A 17256-nucleotide genomic window follows, 5' to 3' on the forward strand; every position below is an offset into this window, starting at 1 on the left:
TTTTTTTTGTAGTGTTATGATTTTTTCTTTCTATTTTTTAATGGCTTTAATGCTTTGCTTAGAACCATCTTTCATATTCAGGGTTACAAAATATAATCCCTGTTTCAGATCTCCCAGATGAAGGGCTGAAGAAGGATTATCAATGGTTTTCACCAATCTTCCTGAAACATCGGATACGGAAACTGATTTCACAAGGTCTGCTTTTGAGATATTCAGTACCTCTGTGAAAGGATTCGGGTAGGCTTTAATAATATCTTTTGCTTTGAAAACTTCAGATGTTGACAATGACGCAGTTTCCACCTTAAAATTATCTACAAAGAATTCATAGTCTTCGGGATCATCTGCAGTTCCGTCAGATCCGTAAAATGCAAAGATGGTATTCGCTCCTGTGTAAGAAGTCAGATTATAAGAATAGGTAGTAGAAGTATTGGTTGGTCCATTTGCCGCATCCCAGGTCTGAAGAATCATCCAGGTGCTTCCTCCATCTCCTGATACCAGAAACTGAACAACATCATCAGATCCCATATTGGATGCTGAAGTATCTAAAAACGCAGTAACTCCATAGTCAAACTTAACTCTGTAGCCTCCTGCTGACAGATCGAAAGGTACTGTTTTCAGCCATCCTGCGTTACCTGTATAGTAAAGATTAATCTTAGCAGAATTGTTACCGTCATCAGCGTTCAGGAAGTCTCCATCATACCATAATTCATCGGTATCATCAGGGCCCGTAGCAGGATCTCCTCCTGAAGCCAGCTCCCAGCAGTTGCCCGGGAATGCTGCAAAATCATTGATATAAGCTACTGTGGGCGCTACAGTGGCACATGCGGTTGTAAATGATGTTCCTACAGACCATGCACTTTTATCGGAAGCACTGCATACGGATCTTACCCATACGTGGTAGGTAGTGGCAGGAGAAAGTGAGGATAATGATGCACTGAGAGCAGATGTTCCTACACTTCCTGTAGCTGTAGTCGTACCTGTAGGTCCTGTACTGGTGTCAGAATGATAATATTCATAACCTACACCCACGGTGCTCGTAGGAGCTGTCCAGGAAATAGATGCTGAGTTTGAAGTAATTGTGCTTGAAGATAAATTACCTGGTGAAAGACAGCTTGGAGCTGCACCGATGACCACTGTATAATCATGCGCTTCTCCATAACCGAAGGTATTGCAGGGCTCCGGCTGACTGGAATAGCGGTCTCCTACCCGCATTCTGTAAGTTCCCGGTGTAGCGGTCAAAGGAATACTGATTGTTCCATTGGTAACTGAATTGGTATCCGGGCCTGTACTGGCGGCTTCAGCAACCAATTCAGGAGCTGTATCATCAAAGGTTCCGTTGTTATCAAAATCAATCCAGACTCTGACATTCTGCTGAGAATAGCCGTGGGAGATAGAAAATGCATAATTAACACCTGCATTCATATTGATGGTCTGCGTGGTATAATCTCCGTACGCTCCCTGGGAGCAACCTGTATCCAAATGGCTAAATCCGGCTGCCGGAATCGTAAAGCTGTCAATCACGTCTCCTCCATCGCAACCGCTCGAAAACTCAGGGATACAATAGGTCTGCGCAAATACAGATGCGCTAATCATTAACAGATTCGCAAGTAAAATCTTTTTCATGTAATATTTTTTTATGGTATTCGCTAATTTAATAAAAAAAACACAACATAATCATTTTTTAAATTTAAAAAATAATACTTTTAACAAATATCATTCATTATTGAATTATTATTCTTTTTAACTGATCTTATTCAACAGTTATCATCAAAAAAGCAGCAGCCTTTCGGCTGCTGCTCTATAGAATATGGTCAATAAAATTTTATTTTTTAATGGCCTTGATGGTCTGCTTGGATCCGTCTTTCATATTCAGAGTTACAAGATACATTCCCTGTTTCAAGTCACCCAACTGAAGGGCTGAAGAAGGATTATCAATTGTTTTTACCACTCTTCCTGCCAGATCAACAATAGATACTGACTTCACTTTAGAAATGTCAGAAATATTCAGAACATCTGCGAAAGGATTCGGGTATGCTTTAAGCTCATTTTTAGCTGCTGAAACTTCTGAAGTTGCTAAAAGTGATGAGTCATAAGCAGAAATCTGGAATTCTCCGTCTACACCGGCACCTGAAGAATATCTCCAAACGCTGAAGTAAAGTGTAGAACCTGGTGTCTGTCCTGTTAATGCAATTTTTGAGAAGTTATTGGTTCCTGCAGAAACGTCATCGTTACAGGCAGCATTTACTAATGTTCCACAAACTCCTGTGTAAGCTGATAATACAGAATCTATAAATCCTGATCCGGTAACTGCCGCAGTTTCTACTGTTACAGATCCGGAAGCCGGAACGACTACTGAGTACCAAACATTATTGGCTCTGCTTGTCTGGCAAGTTGTAGTACCGTCTGTAGTAGCAGATACATTGGAACCAACAATAGCATGAGCATTGAAGTTACCTCCAACTGTTAAAGCTACAGCACCTGAACAGATATCATTAGCTGGCGGCGGCGGCGGAGTTGATACACAAATATTAAAGCTGTTATTAGCACCAGCTCCATTGCTGTTATATACTCTTACATAATAAGTTTGCCCAACTGTTAAGCCAGATACACTTGTAGAGTTTGTAGTTCCACACTGAACGCTTGCTAAAGATCCACAAGCACCACTAAACACCTGAGTATATAAGCTTGTAGATGATGTAGTTCCAGTAGAAACAACATTGGAAAGTGAAACTATATGCAGCGTAGATCCTGCTATAAAAGAATACCAAACATCATCGTCCGGTGTTCCGCTACAAGTACCAACTGGCACATTTGAGTTCGTAGCACCCAGTGTATTTCCTGCAGTTGTTGCAGTACATGTTAAACCTGTATTCAATGTTAAAGCAACAGCAGCTGCACAGTTATCATTTGCAGGCGCCAGAGCAAAGTTAATAAGTCCTACCCATGCACTTTGATCGTTGGCTGAACAACGGGATCTTACCCAAACATAATAGGTAGTAGCTGCAACAGCGTCATTAATTACATAGCTTGTTCCTGAAATAGCCGTCATATTAGGTGTAGATGCAGCTGTAGGAGCTGTACTTGAAGTACTGTAGTAGATATCATATCCATTGGCTGGTGCGGTAGCAGGTGCAGTCCAACCGATAGTTGCTGTTGTAGTGGTAGTCGCTGCAACAACAGGAGTGACAGGAGCTAAACATGAAGGAGCTTCTTTAATTTCTACATCGTCTAACAATAAATTATCATAGAAATATCCATTACCTGCAACATCTTTGTCCACCACAAATCTTACCTGTACAGTAGCACCGCTATAAGCAGCAGGTAAAACAATACCTTCTGTTCTCCACAAAGTACTGTTGGTAGCTGAAGTAAATATAGTCTCCCATGTAGAACCTGTTACATTTTTAACCTGTACAGTAAGTTGGTTATTATCGTATGCAGGTTGAGTTCCTCCTACAGCAGAAGCATGATTTTTAAACCATCTGAACTGAACGTAAGGCGTCGTAAGTCCTGCGAGGTTAATTTGAGGAGAAGTTAAAGTAACATCATGAATTCCAGTATATGGAGAAGATGCATCTATAAAAGCAACAGTTCCTGAGGCTCCGCTACCTGTAGTCCCGTAATCCTGAGTTCCTGTAAATTGCCATAATGCGTAACCTGCATTGTTCGTACTGGAATTAGACCAACAGCTTGGTAAAGTACCCGTATTGAATCCTTCCAGAAAGGGAGCAGATAAAGCACCACAAACAGTTGTGAAGTTTCTTTCAGAACAAGAAGTAGATGCTCCTGCATTGGCGTCATATGAGTTTACACTGTAATAATATTTTGTACTGTTCAGTAAAGCAGAACCGAATGTATAAGAAGTTACATTCCCAAGATCTGCATTATTTACAATATCGGTTCCACCGGCAGTGGTTCCTACTCTCAGTTTATATCCTGCTGCTCCTGTAATAGCAGCCCAGGTAATAGTAGGTGTAAGAGATACGCCTGTAGCAGCTGCAGTTGGTGCAGAAACTGAAGGACAAGGAATATTTAGAGTTGTGAAAGATCTTTCAGTACATCCTACAGATGGAATTGCTCCATTATAAGCACTTACTGTATAATAATACTGTTTATTATAATTCAGTGGGGTTACAGGAGTGTAGGTAAGGACATTTCCTAAGTCTACATTATTCATCACATCCGTTCCTCCCGCAGTAGTTCCGATAGACAGTCTGTATCCTGTAGCATTGCTGATGGCTCCCCATGTAATAGCAGGAGTAACAGAAACACCTGTTGCAGCTGCAGCCGGTGCAGATACAGTAGGACATGTTGGAACTGCATTAGGAGTAAGACCTAAAAGAGTAACATTCGAAAGTGTAGCAGCACGTCCTCCTGCGGAAACCGGAGCTGCCGGGTTGAAATCTACAGTATCATTTCTGTAATACATACTGCTGTTAGTCGTACCTGAAGCAGATGTATAGAAATAGTCTGAAGAAGTGTTAAAGTTCGGAGTATTCTCATGAACGGCTATAACAAGGTTATCCACATTATTATAGGCAAATGGCGCCGTGAAAGTAATTTCCACTACTCCTGCATTATTGGTAATAGTACCTGAGAATACCTGAGTCATGGCTGATGTAGCAACCCAATTGGTAGCTGCAGTACCTGCGAAAGCTGTAAGGGCCGTATGTCCTACAAACACTTCCCACTGGTTAGATTTGTCTAAAACAGCCGCAGCAGGCAGATAAAATTTCAGTCCTGTGATAGAACCGGCAGCATCTGCATTAATTTTTGCTTTGGATATAATTTGCTGAGTATAATTATACCCCCAGTTTGATGCTATGGGATAAGCTCCCGTAGTTGTTCCACTGCCCAAAGTAATTTGAGCATTCACAATTGTGGCTATCAGAAAAAATAGGCACGTGAGTAAAAGTTTTTTCATGTGTAGTAAAAATAAAAATTAGGGTTGTAAATGTACTTAAATATTTCACTACAAGTCAAAAATTAACATAAAATATTATATCAAAACAATCAAAAAAGCTAATTTTTTGAACAAAATTAAATATATGTTTAATTTTAACTTAAAATTCACAATTATAAGATAAATTAAACAATATTGAATATCAATAACTTATACTAAAAATTAAAATCACTTAAATAGGAAAAATATTAAGTTAACATAAAATAATTTCTAAAATCTATTCCCCTCATTTTCAATTTAAAAAACAAAAAAAGCGACAAAATGCCGCTTTTATATTTTTAATCATTCCCTATTATCAATTCAGATAGAACTCATATTTATTGAGAAGTTGAATTTCCTTGATCAGATCTCCGTTCAAATCTACCGAATGTTTCATAGACTGAACTTCTATCTGGGAATCATCTTCAATATTTTTGATATAGAATTTAAGCTTCTGATTTCCTTTATTCCTGTCAAGAACGGTTCTGAAAAAATCAAGATCTTCAGCACGTACATCCATGACATCCATCACCAGAGAAATGCTTTTTGCAAACCTTTCAAAAGCTTCCTGAAGCTCTATAACATCATTTACATTCACGAAAACCCTTCCGTCTTTTACCTGTGCAAATTTTATTTTAAAAATCACAAATCGCTGAACTTCCAGTTTTTCTTTCAAACGCATATAATCCCTGTCTCCAAGCCTGAAAGAATAGGATCCGGAATAATCTTCCAGCGTTACAAAAGCTACTTTCTCACCGCTTCTGAAACCATCCTGCACTCTATACTCAGTAATAAGTCCGGCTACGGTATATTCTTTTCCACCACCGCCGTTTTCTCTTTCTTTCTGAAGTGTTTTCCAGTCTTTCTTCTTCTCTTCGAACAATTCTTCCTGTTTATTGGCAAAAGCCTGCTCTTTATAAGCATCAACCTCATCGAGATTCAGGAACATGAAATTCCCCTTCGGTTCGGCTTTTTTCGTGACTTCTTCTATCACTTCCTCTTCTCCTATGGACAATTCATCAGAAACGACTTCAATAAGATCCACCGTTTCATCCAAAGAATCTTTTTCCAAAATAGGAACTTCATCTGTCACCAGCTTTTCCTCTTCATCTTTTTCCAGGACAGACTTTTTAGATAACTGCCCCTGCATAAACTGGAAGTGATACTTAAATTCATCCAGCGGATGCGCAGACAGATAGAAACCAATGATCTCTTTTTCTTTATTAAGCTTATGCATATTCGGCCATTCCGGGCAAGGCGGCAGTTTCGGCTGTTCGATCTGTACCTCATCGGCAAAGTCTGCGAAAAGGGAGTGTTCCATTTCATTTTTACTCTCCTGAAAACTCTGTCCGTATCTGATCAGCCTTTCCAGATTAGTTTTACCAGCCATATCAATATCAAAATACTGACCCCTGTGGTAAGAACCAAGTTCATCGAAAGCTCCTGCCAATACTAAACTTTCCGCCACTCTTTTATTCATTTGAGAAGGCTGGATTCTCTCGAAGAAATCATAAATATTTTTAAACCTTCCATTGGCTCTTTCTCTTGTAATCGCCTCACTCGGGCCTTCTCCAATCCCTTTAATTGCTCCCAAACCGAAACGGATCTGTCCTTTTTCGTTTACTGAGAATTTATACTGGGATTCGTTCACATCCGGCCCCAAAACATCTACGCCGATACTCTTGCAATCCTCCATAAACATGGTAATAGAGTCCGTATTGTTAATGTTGTTACTCATTACACTCGCCATATATTCAGCCGGATAATTGGCTTTAAGATAAGCAGTATGGTAAGCAATTAATGCATAGCATGTAGAGTGAGATTTGTTGAAGGCATATTCCGCAAAGGCTTTCCAGTCATTCCAGATTTTTTCTAACCGCTCTTCGTTAAGATTGTTTTTCCGTCCTCCTTCAATGAATTTCGGGTACATTTTATTCAGAACGTCGATCTGCTTTTTACCCATCGCTTTTCTCAGCGTATCAGCCTCACCTTTTGTAAAATTGGCCAGTTTCTGGGATAAAAGCATTACCTGCTCCTGATATACGGTAATTCCGTAGGTTTCTTTTAAATATTCTTCGGTCTCTGGTAAATCGTAAACAATTTCTTCGATCCCATGCTTCCTGTTGATAAAGTTCGGGATATATTTGATCGGTCCCGGACGGTATAAGGCGTTCATGGCAATAAGATCGGCAAAAACCGTAGGTTTAAGCTCTCTCATGTACTTCTGCATTCCGGGGCTTTCATACTGGAAAATCCCGACAGTTCTACCTTCTTTAAACAACTGGTATGTTTTTGTATCATCCAGCGGAATTTCATCCGGATCAAGGTCTATATTATGCCTTTGCTTTACCAGTTTCATGGCATCTTTAATGATCGTCAGCGTACGAAGTCCCAGGAAGTCCATTTTCAGAAGTCCGGCACTTTCCGCCACCGAGTTATCAAACTGGGAAACCAAAATATCTGCATCTTTCGCTGCAATGGTGATCGGAACCAAGTTACTTACATCTTCAGGTGTAATAATCACCCCACAGGCGTGGATTCCGGTATTCCTGATACAGCCTTCCATTTTCTTGGCACTCGCCAATACATCGAAACGCGGATCATCAGGATTATCGAGGACCATTCTCATTTCATCCACCAGCATCTGATCTTCAGGCTTCAGCTTATCATATTTGGCTAAAGCTTTTGCGATGTTCATTCCGGGACTTGGCGGAATCAGTTTTGCAATATTATTGGTATCAGGAATCGGAAGATCCAATACCCTTCCTGCATCTTTAATAGCCGATTTTCCTCCTAAAACTGAGTAAGTAATAATCTGTGCTACCTGACTCTGCCCATATTTCTCGATTACCCATTTGATCACCCTGTCCCGGCCTTCATCATCAAAGTCAATATCAATATCGGGCATGGAAACCCTTTCCGGGTTCAGGAATCTCTCAAAAAGGAGATCATACTTAATAGGGTCAACGTTGGTAATTCCAATACAGTAAGCTACCGCAGAACCTGCTGCAGAACCCCTTCCCGGCCCTACCCAAACCCCCATGTTTCGGGCTTCGTTACAGAAATCCTGTACAATAAGGAAATATCCTGGGTAACCGGTATTGGCAATTACGTCAAGTTCAAAGTCCAGACGTTCTTTGATTTCATCTGTAATTCCGGTATCAGCATATCTTTTTCTTGCTCCTTCATACGTCAAGTGTGTAAGATAAGCCATCTCCCCTCTTTTCCCGCCATCCACAGCATCTTCAGCATGGATAAACTCTTCCGGAATGTCAAATTTAGGAAGGAGAACATCTCTTTTTAAAGTATATGGACTGAATTTGGCAAGAAACTCTTCATACGCATCAAAAGCATCCGGATAAGCCAGAAATGCTTCCTTAATTTCATCACTGTTCTTGATATAATATTCTCCCGTGGTAAGCCCTCTTCGTTTTCCGAAGCCCTTTCCTACCGGAGTTGTCAGCTTTTCACCATCCTTAATGCAGCTTACGATATCCTGGATATTGGCATCATCTTTTTGACTGTAAAAAGTTTCGTTTTGGGCAAGAATTTTAGTACCGTATTTATCAGCCAGATAGAGTAAAACTTCATTTAAATGCTCTTCTTCAGGCAGTTTATGGTTCTGAAGCTGCACATAGAAATCATCACCGAAAGTTTCTTTCCACCATTTAAAAAGCTCTTCCCCTTTCTGCTCTCCTGTGTTAAGGATTGCATCGGGAATATCACCCAAAATTCCGGAAGTTACAGCGATCAGTCCCTCTTTATATTCAGCAATCAATTCTCTGCTGATCCTTGGTACTCCGAAATAGAACCCTTTTAAGAATCCTATACTCGACAGTTTCGCCAGGTTTTTATATCCGTTAAAATCCTTTGCCAAAAGAACCATCTGCGTTCTTCTGTCCGGATCATCTTTGGTAAACTGCTTCTGTTCGTAACGGTCTGAGATGTAAAACTCACAACCTACAATCGGAATAAGCGGCTCTGAAACCGGCTCTTCTTCTGTAAATTCTGTTCCATTTTCTTCAGCTTCCTGTTTTTTAGTCAGGAATTCTTTATGCTTTTTTGAACGGTCGGAGTTTGTAGATTCTACCGCTGATACAAATTTAAAAGCCCCCATCATGTTTCCAATGTCTACCATTCCTACAGCAGGAAAGTTTTCATCAGAAGCTTTTTTGATCAGGTCATTAATGCTGGAAGTCGCCATCAATGTTGAGAAAACACTGTGGCTGTTGAAATTGAAATATTTCCCGATATCAACTTCGTCAATATTTCGGGAGTCTGTATGTTTTTTCTTACTGTTAAAATCAGCAACCTGCCGCCTGATAACAATAGGAAACGGCTTTATCGGATCCGGATGAAGTCTTTTGAAATATTCAAGCTGATCTTCAGAGATCTTTAGTACTTCAGAAGGAATCACACCTATCCTCATCATTTCGAAGAATACTCTGGCTGTTGCATTTACGTCGGCTGCTGCGTTGTGTGCTTCGTCAAATTTATGACCGTAAAGTTTTTCGTACAACTCCTCCAGTTTAGGAGATTTATATCGTCCGCCTCTTCCGCCACCCAGCTTACAATAATCCGTTCCCAGAATCATGGTATCAGCTTTAGGTTTAGCCTGAAGGTTGTCTTTTATATCTTTTCTGTAGAATTCTGCTCCTACGATATTGTAATCGAACTCTACATTGTGCCCGGAAACAATTCTTACCCTGTCCAGCACTTTGGAAAATTCTTCCAAAATCTCCTTTAGGTCACGTCCTTCTTCATTCGCAATCTTGGTCGTAATCCCGTGAATCCTTGCGGCGTTGAAGGGAATATCATACCCTTCAGGTTTTATAATATAATCCTGATTTTCAATTAACTTACCTTCATCATCATGTATCTGCCACGCGATCTGAACCATTCTTGGCCAGTTATCAGAGTCTGAAAGCGGAGCATTGAAATTCTTAGGTAAACCGGTTGTTTCTGTGTCAAAAATTAAATACATATACGTTTCTAACTTTTCTAAAAAAAAGAGAATGTAAAGTTACTCCATTTTTTCAAAAATTCAGCAGTAAAATACAAAAGAAAGGCGAATAACTTTTCACAAATTTCACCTTATAAATGAAAAATGAATTTCACTTTAAAAACAGACTTAAATTACTAATAATTAAGATTAAAACATAATTAAAATAAATTAATATTAATAAAATATATTTTTATTTAAAATTTTAACAATATTTCATTGTGGTTTGAAATAACATCTTTTATATTTGGTTTGAAAATATAACCAAGTAACAAATCTTACGTCATAATAATACAAAAGCATATAAATATAACAAATCAACTTTTCATTAATTCCCCGGCCGTTTTCAATTTTTCTGGAAGCGGTTTTTTAGGGTTTAAACCGTTAAAAACAACACCGTTTTGAAGGTCTCTGATCAAAAAACTAATTAGAGGACAAGCCCTTACTCACGGCAATCTCAAGAAAACACTAACACTTGTTCGTATTTTGTTTTTTTGTGTATATTTGCTTCCTATGGAAAATACACTTCACGAAAAAGTTTCTCAGGATATTTTGCTAAAAGCGTACAATCACATGATGCTGGCTAAAGCAATGGCAGATATCTATGAAGAAAACAGAAATATCTGTAAATATGTTCATAGTACATCAAGAGGCCATGAAGCTATTCAGCTGGCAACCGCCTATCAGCTTAAAAAAGAAGACTGGATTTCTCCTTATTACAGAGACGAAAGTATTCTTTTGGGAATCGGTTTTGAGCCGTATGAACTGATGCTTCAATTGCTGGCAAAAGCTGAAGACCCTTTTTCAGGAGGAAGATCGTATTATTCTCACCCTTCAAGCAGAGACGAAAACAAACCGAAGATCATCCACCAGAGTTCTGCTACAGGAATGCAGACCATTCCTACTACAGGAGTTGCACAGGGAATCAAGTATATTCAGGATTTCAATTTACAGACTTTTGAAAACAATCCGGTTGTGGTTTGTAGTCTTGGAGACAATTCCGTAACGGAAGGTGAAGTAAGTGAAGCTTTACAGTTTGCTGCCCTTCACCAGCTTCCTATCATTTTCCTTGTACAGGATAACGAATGGGGAATTTCCGTAACCAAAGAAGAAGCAAGAACATGTGATGCTTACGACTTCGTGGCAGGATTTACAGGTCTTAGCAGAATGCGTGTAGACGGAACAGATTTCGTTGAAAGTTTTGAAGCGATGAAAAAGGCGGTAGATTTTGTAAGAAACGAAAGAAAACCTTTGGTAGTCTGTGCAAAAACCGTACTTATCGGTCACCATACATCAGGAGTAAGACGAGAATTCTATAGAGACGAGGAAGATTTAACAAAACATAGAGCTAAAGATCCGGGCGAAATCCTTAGAAAACAACTACTGGAATCAGGAACTGATGAAGATCTTTTAAAGCAGATCACTAAAAAAGCACGTTTGGAAGCTGAAGAAGCTTTTGAGAGAGCTAAAAATGCAGAAGATCCAAAGCCGGAAACGGTTATGCAACACGTTTTCGCTCCTACTCCGATTACGGAGGAAACGGGAACACGTGAGCCTGCAGGCGGTGAAAAAATCGTTATGGTAGATGCTGCCATTCATGCGGTTCAGGAGCTAATGTGGAAGCATCCTGAAGCCCTTCTTTACGGACAGGATGTAGGAGAAAGAATCGGAGGTGTTTTCAGAGAGACTGTGACTTTAGGGAAAAAATTCGGTAGCAAAAGAGTTTTCAATACGGCTATTCAGGAAGCTTATATTATCGGATCAACTGCCGGAATGAGTGCTGTAGGATTAAAGCCTATCGTAGAGGTTCAGTTTGCGGATTATATTTATCCGGGAATCAACCAGCTGATCACTGAAATTTCAAAATCAAGTTATTTAAGTCAGGGGAAATTCCCTGTAAGCAATATCATTCGTGTCCCAATCGGTGCATACGGCGGTGGCGGACCTTACCACAGTGGAAGCGTTGAAAGTATCTTAGCTAACATCAAAGGAATCAAGATCGCTTACCCGAGCAACGCGGCCGATTTCAAAGGTTTATTAAAAGCAGCTTATTATGATCCGAACCCAGTGATCATGTTAGAGCACAAAGGTTTATACTGGAGCAAAGTTCCGGGAACTGAAGATGCTAAAACGATTGAACCGGCAGAAGATTACATCCTTCCTTTTGGAAAAGGAAAAGTGATCATTGAAGCTGATCAGAATGAAACTGAAAAAGGCAGAACTTTATTGGTTGTCACTTACGGAATGGGTGTTTATTGGGCGAAGGAAGCTGTGAAGAATTTCAGTGGAAAAGTGGAAGTAATCGATCTGAGAACCATCATTCCACTCGATGAAGAACTTGTGTTCGAAAGAGTGAAAGCTCACGGAAAATGTATTGTTCTTACTGAAGAGCAGCTGAATAATTCATTCGCTGAAGCATTTGCCCACCGTATCTCGAAAAACTGTTTCAAATATCTGGACGCACCTGTAGAAACCATGGGCTCTCTGGATGTTCCGGCTGTTCCTATCAACTTAATACTGGAAAAAGAAATGCTTCCTAATGCTGAAAAACTCAGCAAAAAGATTGAAGAAATGCTGAAATATTAATCATCCCATATTAATTATACGAAACCTCTAATTTTTTTAGAGGTTTTTTTATTACATTTATTCAAGCAAAAGGCCACCCTGTTTTTGGTATTTCTTTTGCTTATGCACACCCAACTTGATGAAACAATATGATCACCACCAAATATTTTAATTACAAACAGGTTCTCAATCTCGCAGGCGGACATATCATCTGGCTTACGGCCTGGTGTACTTTAGTAGCCGCTCTTTTTTATTTTTTTAAATGGAAATGGATGATCATTCCATGGGTACCTGTAGCCCTGATTGGTACTGCAGAAGCTTTTTATGTAGGTTTCAAAAATAACCAGGCCTACGACAGATTGTGGGAAGCCCGGAAAATATGGGGTGGAATCGTGAATTCCAGCCGTTCTTTTGTTTCCATGCTGTATGCTTTTAATACCACAGGTGAAGGCAACAGCGAAACCGAAAGCATCAAAAAGAAAATTGCATACCGTCATATTGCATGGCTATATACTTTCCGTGAACAGTTATTGGTACCTACGGAATGGGAGCATATGTCTCAGAAAAGACATTTCGGGGATATTAATATCAGAAGACACCGACTGATTAAAGCCGGATTCCCTGATTATGGAAGAACACCTATTTTCCTTCATAAATACCTTTCGGAAAAGGAACTGGATCTTCAGCCGGAATATAAAAATTTCGCCACGTATCTGATTTCAAAACAGGCCAAGGATGTGAACGAATTGAAAAATTTAGGTGATATCACAGATTTCAATCAGATGCAGCTTCAGGAGGCTCTTAATTTGTTTTATGATTATCAGGGACAGGCGGAAAGAATTAAAAAATTCCCTTCACCCAGACAGTTTGCCAGTACAGCCTTTATTTTTAATGTCATCTTCATTATGCTTCTTCCTTTGGGATTGGTGAATGAATTCGCCAAATTAGGAAACTGGGGAATATTGATCAGCGTTCCTTTCTGTGTCATTATCGGATGGATCTATATCGTGATGGAACTCGTTGGTGACTACTCAGAAAACCCGTTTGAAGGGATGATGTTTGACATTCCGATGCTTTCTATATGCCGGACCATTGAAATCGATGTCCTTCAAATGATTGGAGAACATGACGATCTTCCGGAACCTATCGCTTCAAAGAACGGAGTCCTCGTATAAATTACGGTGAGTTTGGGATAAGATATTTTTTCAGATGTCAGACATCAGACAATCATTTAATAGCTTAATTACGTCCAACCAGCAACTCATAAACCAGCAACCAACAACCACAAAACTCAGGTTAAATTACAGAACAATAGCCGTAGTATTTTTCACTTCAGAGATCATAAAAGAGCTGTGAGTGCTGGCAATATGCTGAAGCGCCGTTAATTTGCTGAGCATAAAATTCCGGTAATCCTCCATATCTTTTACCCCTATTTTAAGGATATAATCATAATCACCACTTACATGGAAACATTCTGTCACTTCCTGCAGATTCATGACTTCCCTTTCAAACTGCAGCACAAATTCTTTTTTGTGCTGTGTCAATTTGATATGACATAGTACAATAAAATCACGGTCTATTTTATGCCTGTCCAATAATGCAACATACTTCGAGATTACGCCTAGATTTTCAAGCTTTTTTATCCGTTCATACACAGCCGTTACAGACAAACCAAGCTTGTAAGACAGTTCTTTGGTGGTCTGTTTGCAGTCTTCCTGAAGGTACAGGAGCAATTTTTTATCAGTTTCATCAAAGTTCATAGATAATTTTTTGGATAAAGTTTAACAAAATCAAATATAATAAACATATTTTCTAATAAAAGCAAAAATTTCAGATTTATATTCCACATATTTAAATATCTCTTGTAATAATTATGAAAACAGAGCATATTTAACCCGGACAAATAAAATCTAAAGCTTATGGAAAATTTTAATGCAGCCAATGAGATCCAGGATCTGCAATATTTTGGCGAATTCGGAGGCGTAAATCCATCGATTTCTGACAGCTCTACCTATACCTTCCTTTCTGCAAAAACTATGTTTGATACTTTTGAAGGCAATGCTGAAGGATGTTATTTATATTCCAGACATTCATCCCCGATGAATCTGTACCTTGCTCAGGCATTGGCTAAAATGGAAAACACAGAAGCAGCCAACGTTACGGCATCCGGAATGGGAGCGATTACTTCTGTTTTAATGCAGGTATGTAAAAGCGGTGACCATATTATTTCCAGCAGAACCATTTACGGTGGAACGTATGCCTTCCTTAAAAATTTCCTACCTCCATTCCATATCGATACCACTTTTGTAGACATCAGTAATTTTGAGTCTATAGAAAATGCTATAACTCCCAATACTAAAGTGATCTACTGCGAAAGTGTAAGCAACCCGCTTCTTGAAGTGGCAGATCTTAGAAAACTTTCAGAGATCTGTAAAAAACACAACCTTAAACTGATTGTAGATAATACCTTCTCCCCTCTTTCTGTTTCACCGACATTGTTAGGTGCTGATATCGTTATTCACAGTTTAACCAAATTTATCAACGGAAGCAGTGATACGGTAGGCGGTGTGTACTGCGGAACACAGGAATTCATTAATGATACCAAAAACGTTAATAACGGAGCCTGTATGCTGCTGGGACCTACCATGGACAGCTTCAGGTCTGCAAGCATCCTGAAAAACCTGAGAACGCTTCACATCAGAATGAAACAGCACAGTCACAACGCAATGTATCTTGCAGAAAGATTTGAAAAAGACGGACTGAAAGTATCTTATCCGGGACTGAAATCCCATAAGGATCATGAGCTGATGAAATCTATGATGTACGAAGAATATGGGTTCGGAGGACTTCTTACGCTAGATGCCGGAACTACTGACAAAGCGAATGAGCTGATGGAAATGATGCAGGCGGAAAACCTTGGTTATCTGGCGGTAAGCTTAGGATTCTATAAGACTTTATTTTCCTGTTCGGGAAGTTCAACTTCATCGGAGATTCCGGAAGAAGAACGTGAAGCAATGGGCATATCAGATGGACTGATCAGGTTCTCCATTGGACTGGATCATGATATCGCCAGAACTTATGAAAAAATGCGGGAATGCATGCTAAAAACAGGCGTTCTCAACCATGAAACTATATTTATATCCTAATTTATTGTTATAAAAGCTGTCGGAATTTCTGGCAGCTTTTATTTTTTTTAATTAAAACCTGTTTAAATTTATATTTTTTGGATATGATGCAAATCCAAGGATTCAGCAATTTTTTTTTATTTTTAATGTCCTTTTGTCTTGAAATCACAGATTCGACGTAGTCAAACAAAAGAACGAAAAATTGTCTCCATAAAGTCGACGAATGATATTTCAAGGCTGGAATCTTCCGCTAAAAATAAATTTTGTTCTCTAAAAATTCTAAACTTGCGCGAATTCCATATGGGTTATTCGATTCGAATTGGGTCTCGCGCTTCAAACAGAAGAATTTTTTAAACGTTCACAATATTTATTTTTTTAACGCTCCAAATTCCTAGGCCGATATGACAGTCTGAAATAGAGAAAATATTTTTTTATTTAATATAACCGGACGTGTATTTATCCAGCTGCTTAATCTAATAAATCTTTGTGTGAAAAAATATGATCTATTTGATATGGAAATGTTTCGGGAAAGCGTCTTCGGGTTTCATTCTGAAAATATTAAGAAGCACCCATGATTTCAGGAAACCGTAACCGTACGAAAACATCTGAATGTAGGTTGAAATCACGGCCATTCCAGCAATACTTATATTTTTTGTCACTATCATCGCATGGAATAACACCAGGAAAGTATACAATCCGTAAAACGCCAGAATAATCCCTCTGCCTAAAACAAAATATTCTATAAAACCGAAAATATACCCTAGCATAAACAGAGTGGGAAATGCAAAAGAGATTTTTACATAATTGGGATGTCTCTGATTAAGAATCGGTCTGGCACACCCAAACTGATATACCTGTTTTGAAAATTTACCCAGATCTACTCTTCTCTTATGAAATACGGCAATATCATCGAAAAATGCCGTCGTAAAACCTTTTTCCCAAAGGGTCATGGACAGATCCGGATCTTCCCCGATTCTCATCTCGGAGAAACCGCCTACTTTCTCAAAAACTGCTTTATTCACGCCCATATTAAAACTTCTGGGCTGAAATCTGGAAACTGCTTTTTTGCTACCCCTGATTCCTCCTGTTGTAAAAACTGAGGTCATTGAATAGGAAATGGCTTTCTGCATCAGATTAAAACCTTTGTGGGCTTTATCCGCTCCTCCGAACGCATCACATGGAATGGTTTCAATATTTTTTTTAATATTTTCGATATAATCTTTTTCTACGATCACATCGCTGTCTACAAAAAGCAGCCAGTCATTCTGAGCTCTCTTGGCACCGTAGTTTCTGCTAAGTCCGGGACCGGAATTATCTTTTCTGAAATATTTGATGTTCAGTATTTCATCAAAATTCTGAATGGTCGGCTTAAGGTCAATAAGAGAACCGTCGTCTACAATAATCACTTCAAACTCTTTATCTGTCTGAAATGTCAAAGAATTCAGCAGTTCAAAAAGTTCGTCTTTTCGGTTGAAAATAGCAACGACAATGGAAATAGTAGGTCTCAAATTGAAAATTTTTCAAAATTACTTATTCGCTGAGGAATCTACAAACAGTTTAACAGCTTATTCAAAGAAATTAACTTTTAACGTGTGAAAAATAGCTTTGAAATTCTCAACACA

Annotated in this window: 8 protein-coding genes; 3 read left to right on the forward strand and 5 right to left on the reverse strand. The window is 39.0% G+C overall.

Annotated elements, in window-relative coordinates; all coding sequences use genetic code 11:
* Positions 1-30: 30 nt before the first annotated feature.
* The 3 genes from IW22_RS11075 to dnaE all read right to left on the reverse strand — a co-directional run bounded on the left by IW22_RS11075 (position 31) and on the right by dnaE (position 9926).
* Positions 31-1623 carry a GEVED domain-containing protein gene (locus IW22_RS11075; RefSeq protein ID WP_034726476.1) on the reverse strand — a complete coding sequence of 531 codons (1593 nt, stop codon included), beginning with the start codon at positions 1621-1623 and terminating at the stop codon, positions 31-33.
* A gap of 199 nt (positions 1624-1822) precedes the next feature.
* On the reverse strand, positions 1823-4924 hold the full coding sequence (locus tag IW22_RS11080) for a fibronectin type III domain-containing protein (RefSeq protein WP_034726478.1): 3102 nt from the start codon (positions 4922-4924) through the stop codon (positions 1823-1825).
* Between the two features lie 334 nt (positions 4925-5258).
* Complete coding sequence (gene dnaE / locus IW22_RS11085; protein ID WP_034726479.1) at positions 5259-9926, reverse strand: DNA polymerase III subunit alpha; 4668 nt, start codon at positions 9924-9926, stop codon at positions 5259-5261.
* A 531-nt stretch (positions 9927-10457) separates the two neighbouring features.
* Between dnaE and IW22_RS11090 the strand changes: the two genes are divergently transcribed.
* Together IW22_RS11090 and IW22_RS11095 are read left to right on the forward strand one after the other, a co-directional pair.
* A complete protein-coding gene (locus tag IW22_RS11090) occupies positions 10458-12530 on the forward strand; it encodes a thiamine pyrophosphate-dependent enzyme (RefSeq protein WP_034726480.1) in 2073 nt (690 codons plus the stop codon).
* Positions 12531-12658: 128 nt separating this feature from the next.
* The gene (locus IW22_RS11095) at positions 12659-13684 is read left to right on the forward strand and encodes a bestrophin family protein (RefSeq protein ID WP_034726482.1); all 1026 of its coding nucleotides are present in this window, start codon (positions 12659-12661) and stop codon (positions 13682-13684) included.
* 126 nt (positions 13685-13810) lie between these two features.
* Here IW22_RS11095 and IW22_RS11100 read toward each other — a convergent pair whose 3' ends face one another.
* Entirely contained in the window at positions 13811-14269 is a 459-nt protein-coding gene (locus IW22_RS11100; RefSeq protein WP_034726483.1) for an Lrp/AsnC family transcriptional regulator, read from the reverse strand.
* 159 nt (positions 14270-14428) lie between these two features.
* On the opposite strand from IW22_RS11100, the gene IW22_RS11105 reads away from it, so the two are divergent.
* A complete protein-coding gene (locus IW22_RS11105) occupies positions 14429-15655 on the forward strand; it encodes an aminotransferase class I/II-fold pyridoxal phosphate-dependent enzyme (RefSeq protein WP_034726484.1) in 1227 nt (408 codons plus the stop codon).
* A gap of 482 nt (positions 15656-16137) precedes the next feature.
* Here IW22_RS11105 and IW22_RS11110 read toward each other — a convergent pair whose 3' ends face one another.
* Positions 16138-17142, reverse strand: a complete 1005-nt coding sequence (locus IW22_RS11110; RefSeq protein ID WP_034726486.1) for a glycosyltransferase — start codon at positions 17140-17142, stop codon at positions 16138-16140.
* Positions 17143-17256 lie beyond the last annotated feature (114 nt).

Origin of the sequence: Chryseobacterium sp. JM1 (assembly GCF_000737715.1) — a bacterium.
Lineage (GTDB): Bacteria > Bacteroidota > Bacteroidia > Flavobacteriales > Weeksellaceae > Chryseobacterium.

What these genes read in the sequence shown, in the direction of transcription:
- IW22_RS11075 (WP_034726476.1), bottom strand. Translation starts at nt 1,623, where the DNA reads ATGAAAAAGATTTTACTTGCGAATCTGTTAATGATTAGCGCATCTGTA.
- IW22_RS11080 (WP_034726478.1), bottom strand. Translation starts at nt 4,924, where the DNA reads ATGAAAAAACTTTTACTCACGTGCCTATTTTTTCTGATAGCCACAATT.
- dnaE (WP_034726479.1), bottom strand. Translation starts at nt 9,926, where the DNA reads ATGTATTTAATTTTTGACACAGAAACAACCGGTTTACCTAAGAATTTC.
- IW22_RS11090 (WP_034726480.1), top strand. Translation starts at nt 10,458, where the DNA reads ATGGAAAATACACTTCACGAAAAAGTTTCTCAGGATATTTTGCTAAAA.
- IW22_RS11095 (WP_034726482.1), top strand. Translation starts at nt 12,659, where the DNA reads ATGATCACCACCAAATATTTTAATTACAAACAGGTTCTCAATCTCGCA.
- IW22_RS11100 (WP_034726483.1), bottom strand. Translation starts at nt 14,269, where the DNA reads ATGAACTTTGATGAAACTGATAAAAAATTGCTCCTGTACCTTCAGGAA.
- IW22_RS11105 (WP_034726484.1), top strand. Translation starts at nt 14,429, where the DNA reads ATGGAAAATTTTAATGCAGCCAATGAGATCCAGGATCTGCAATATTTT.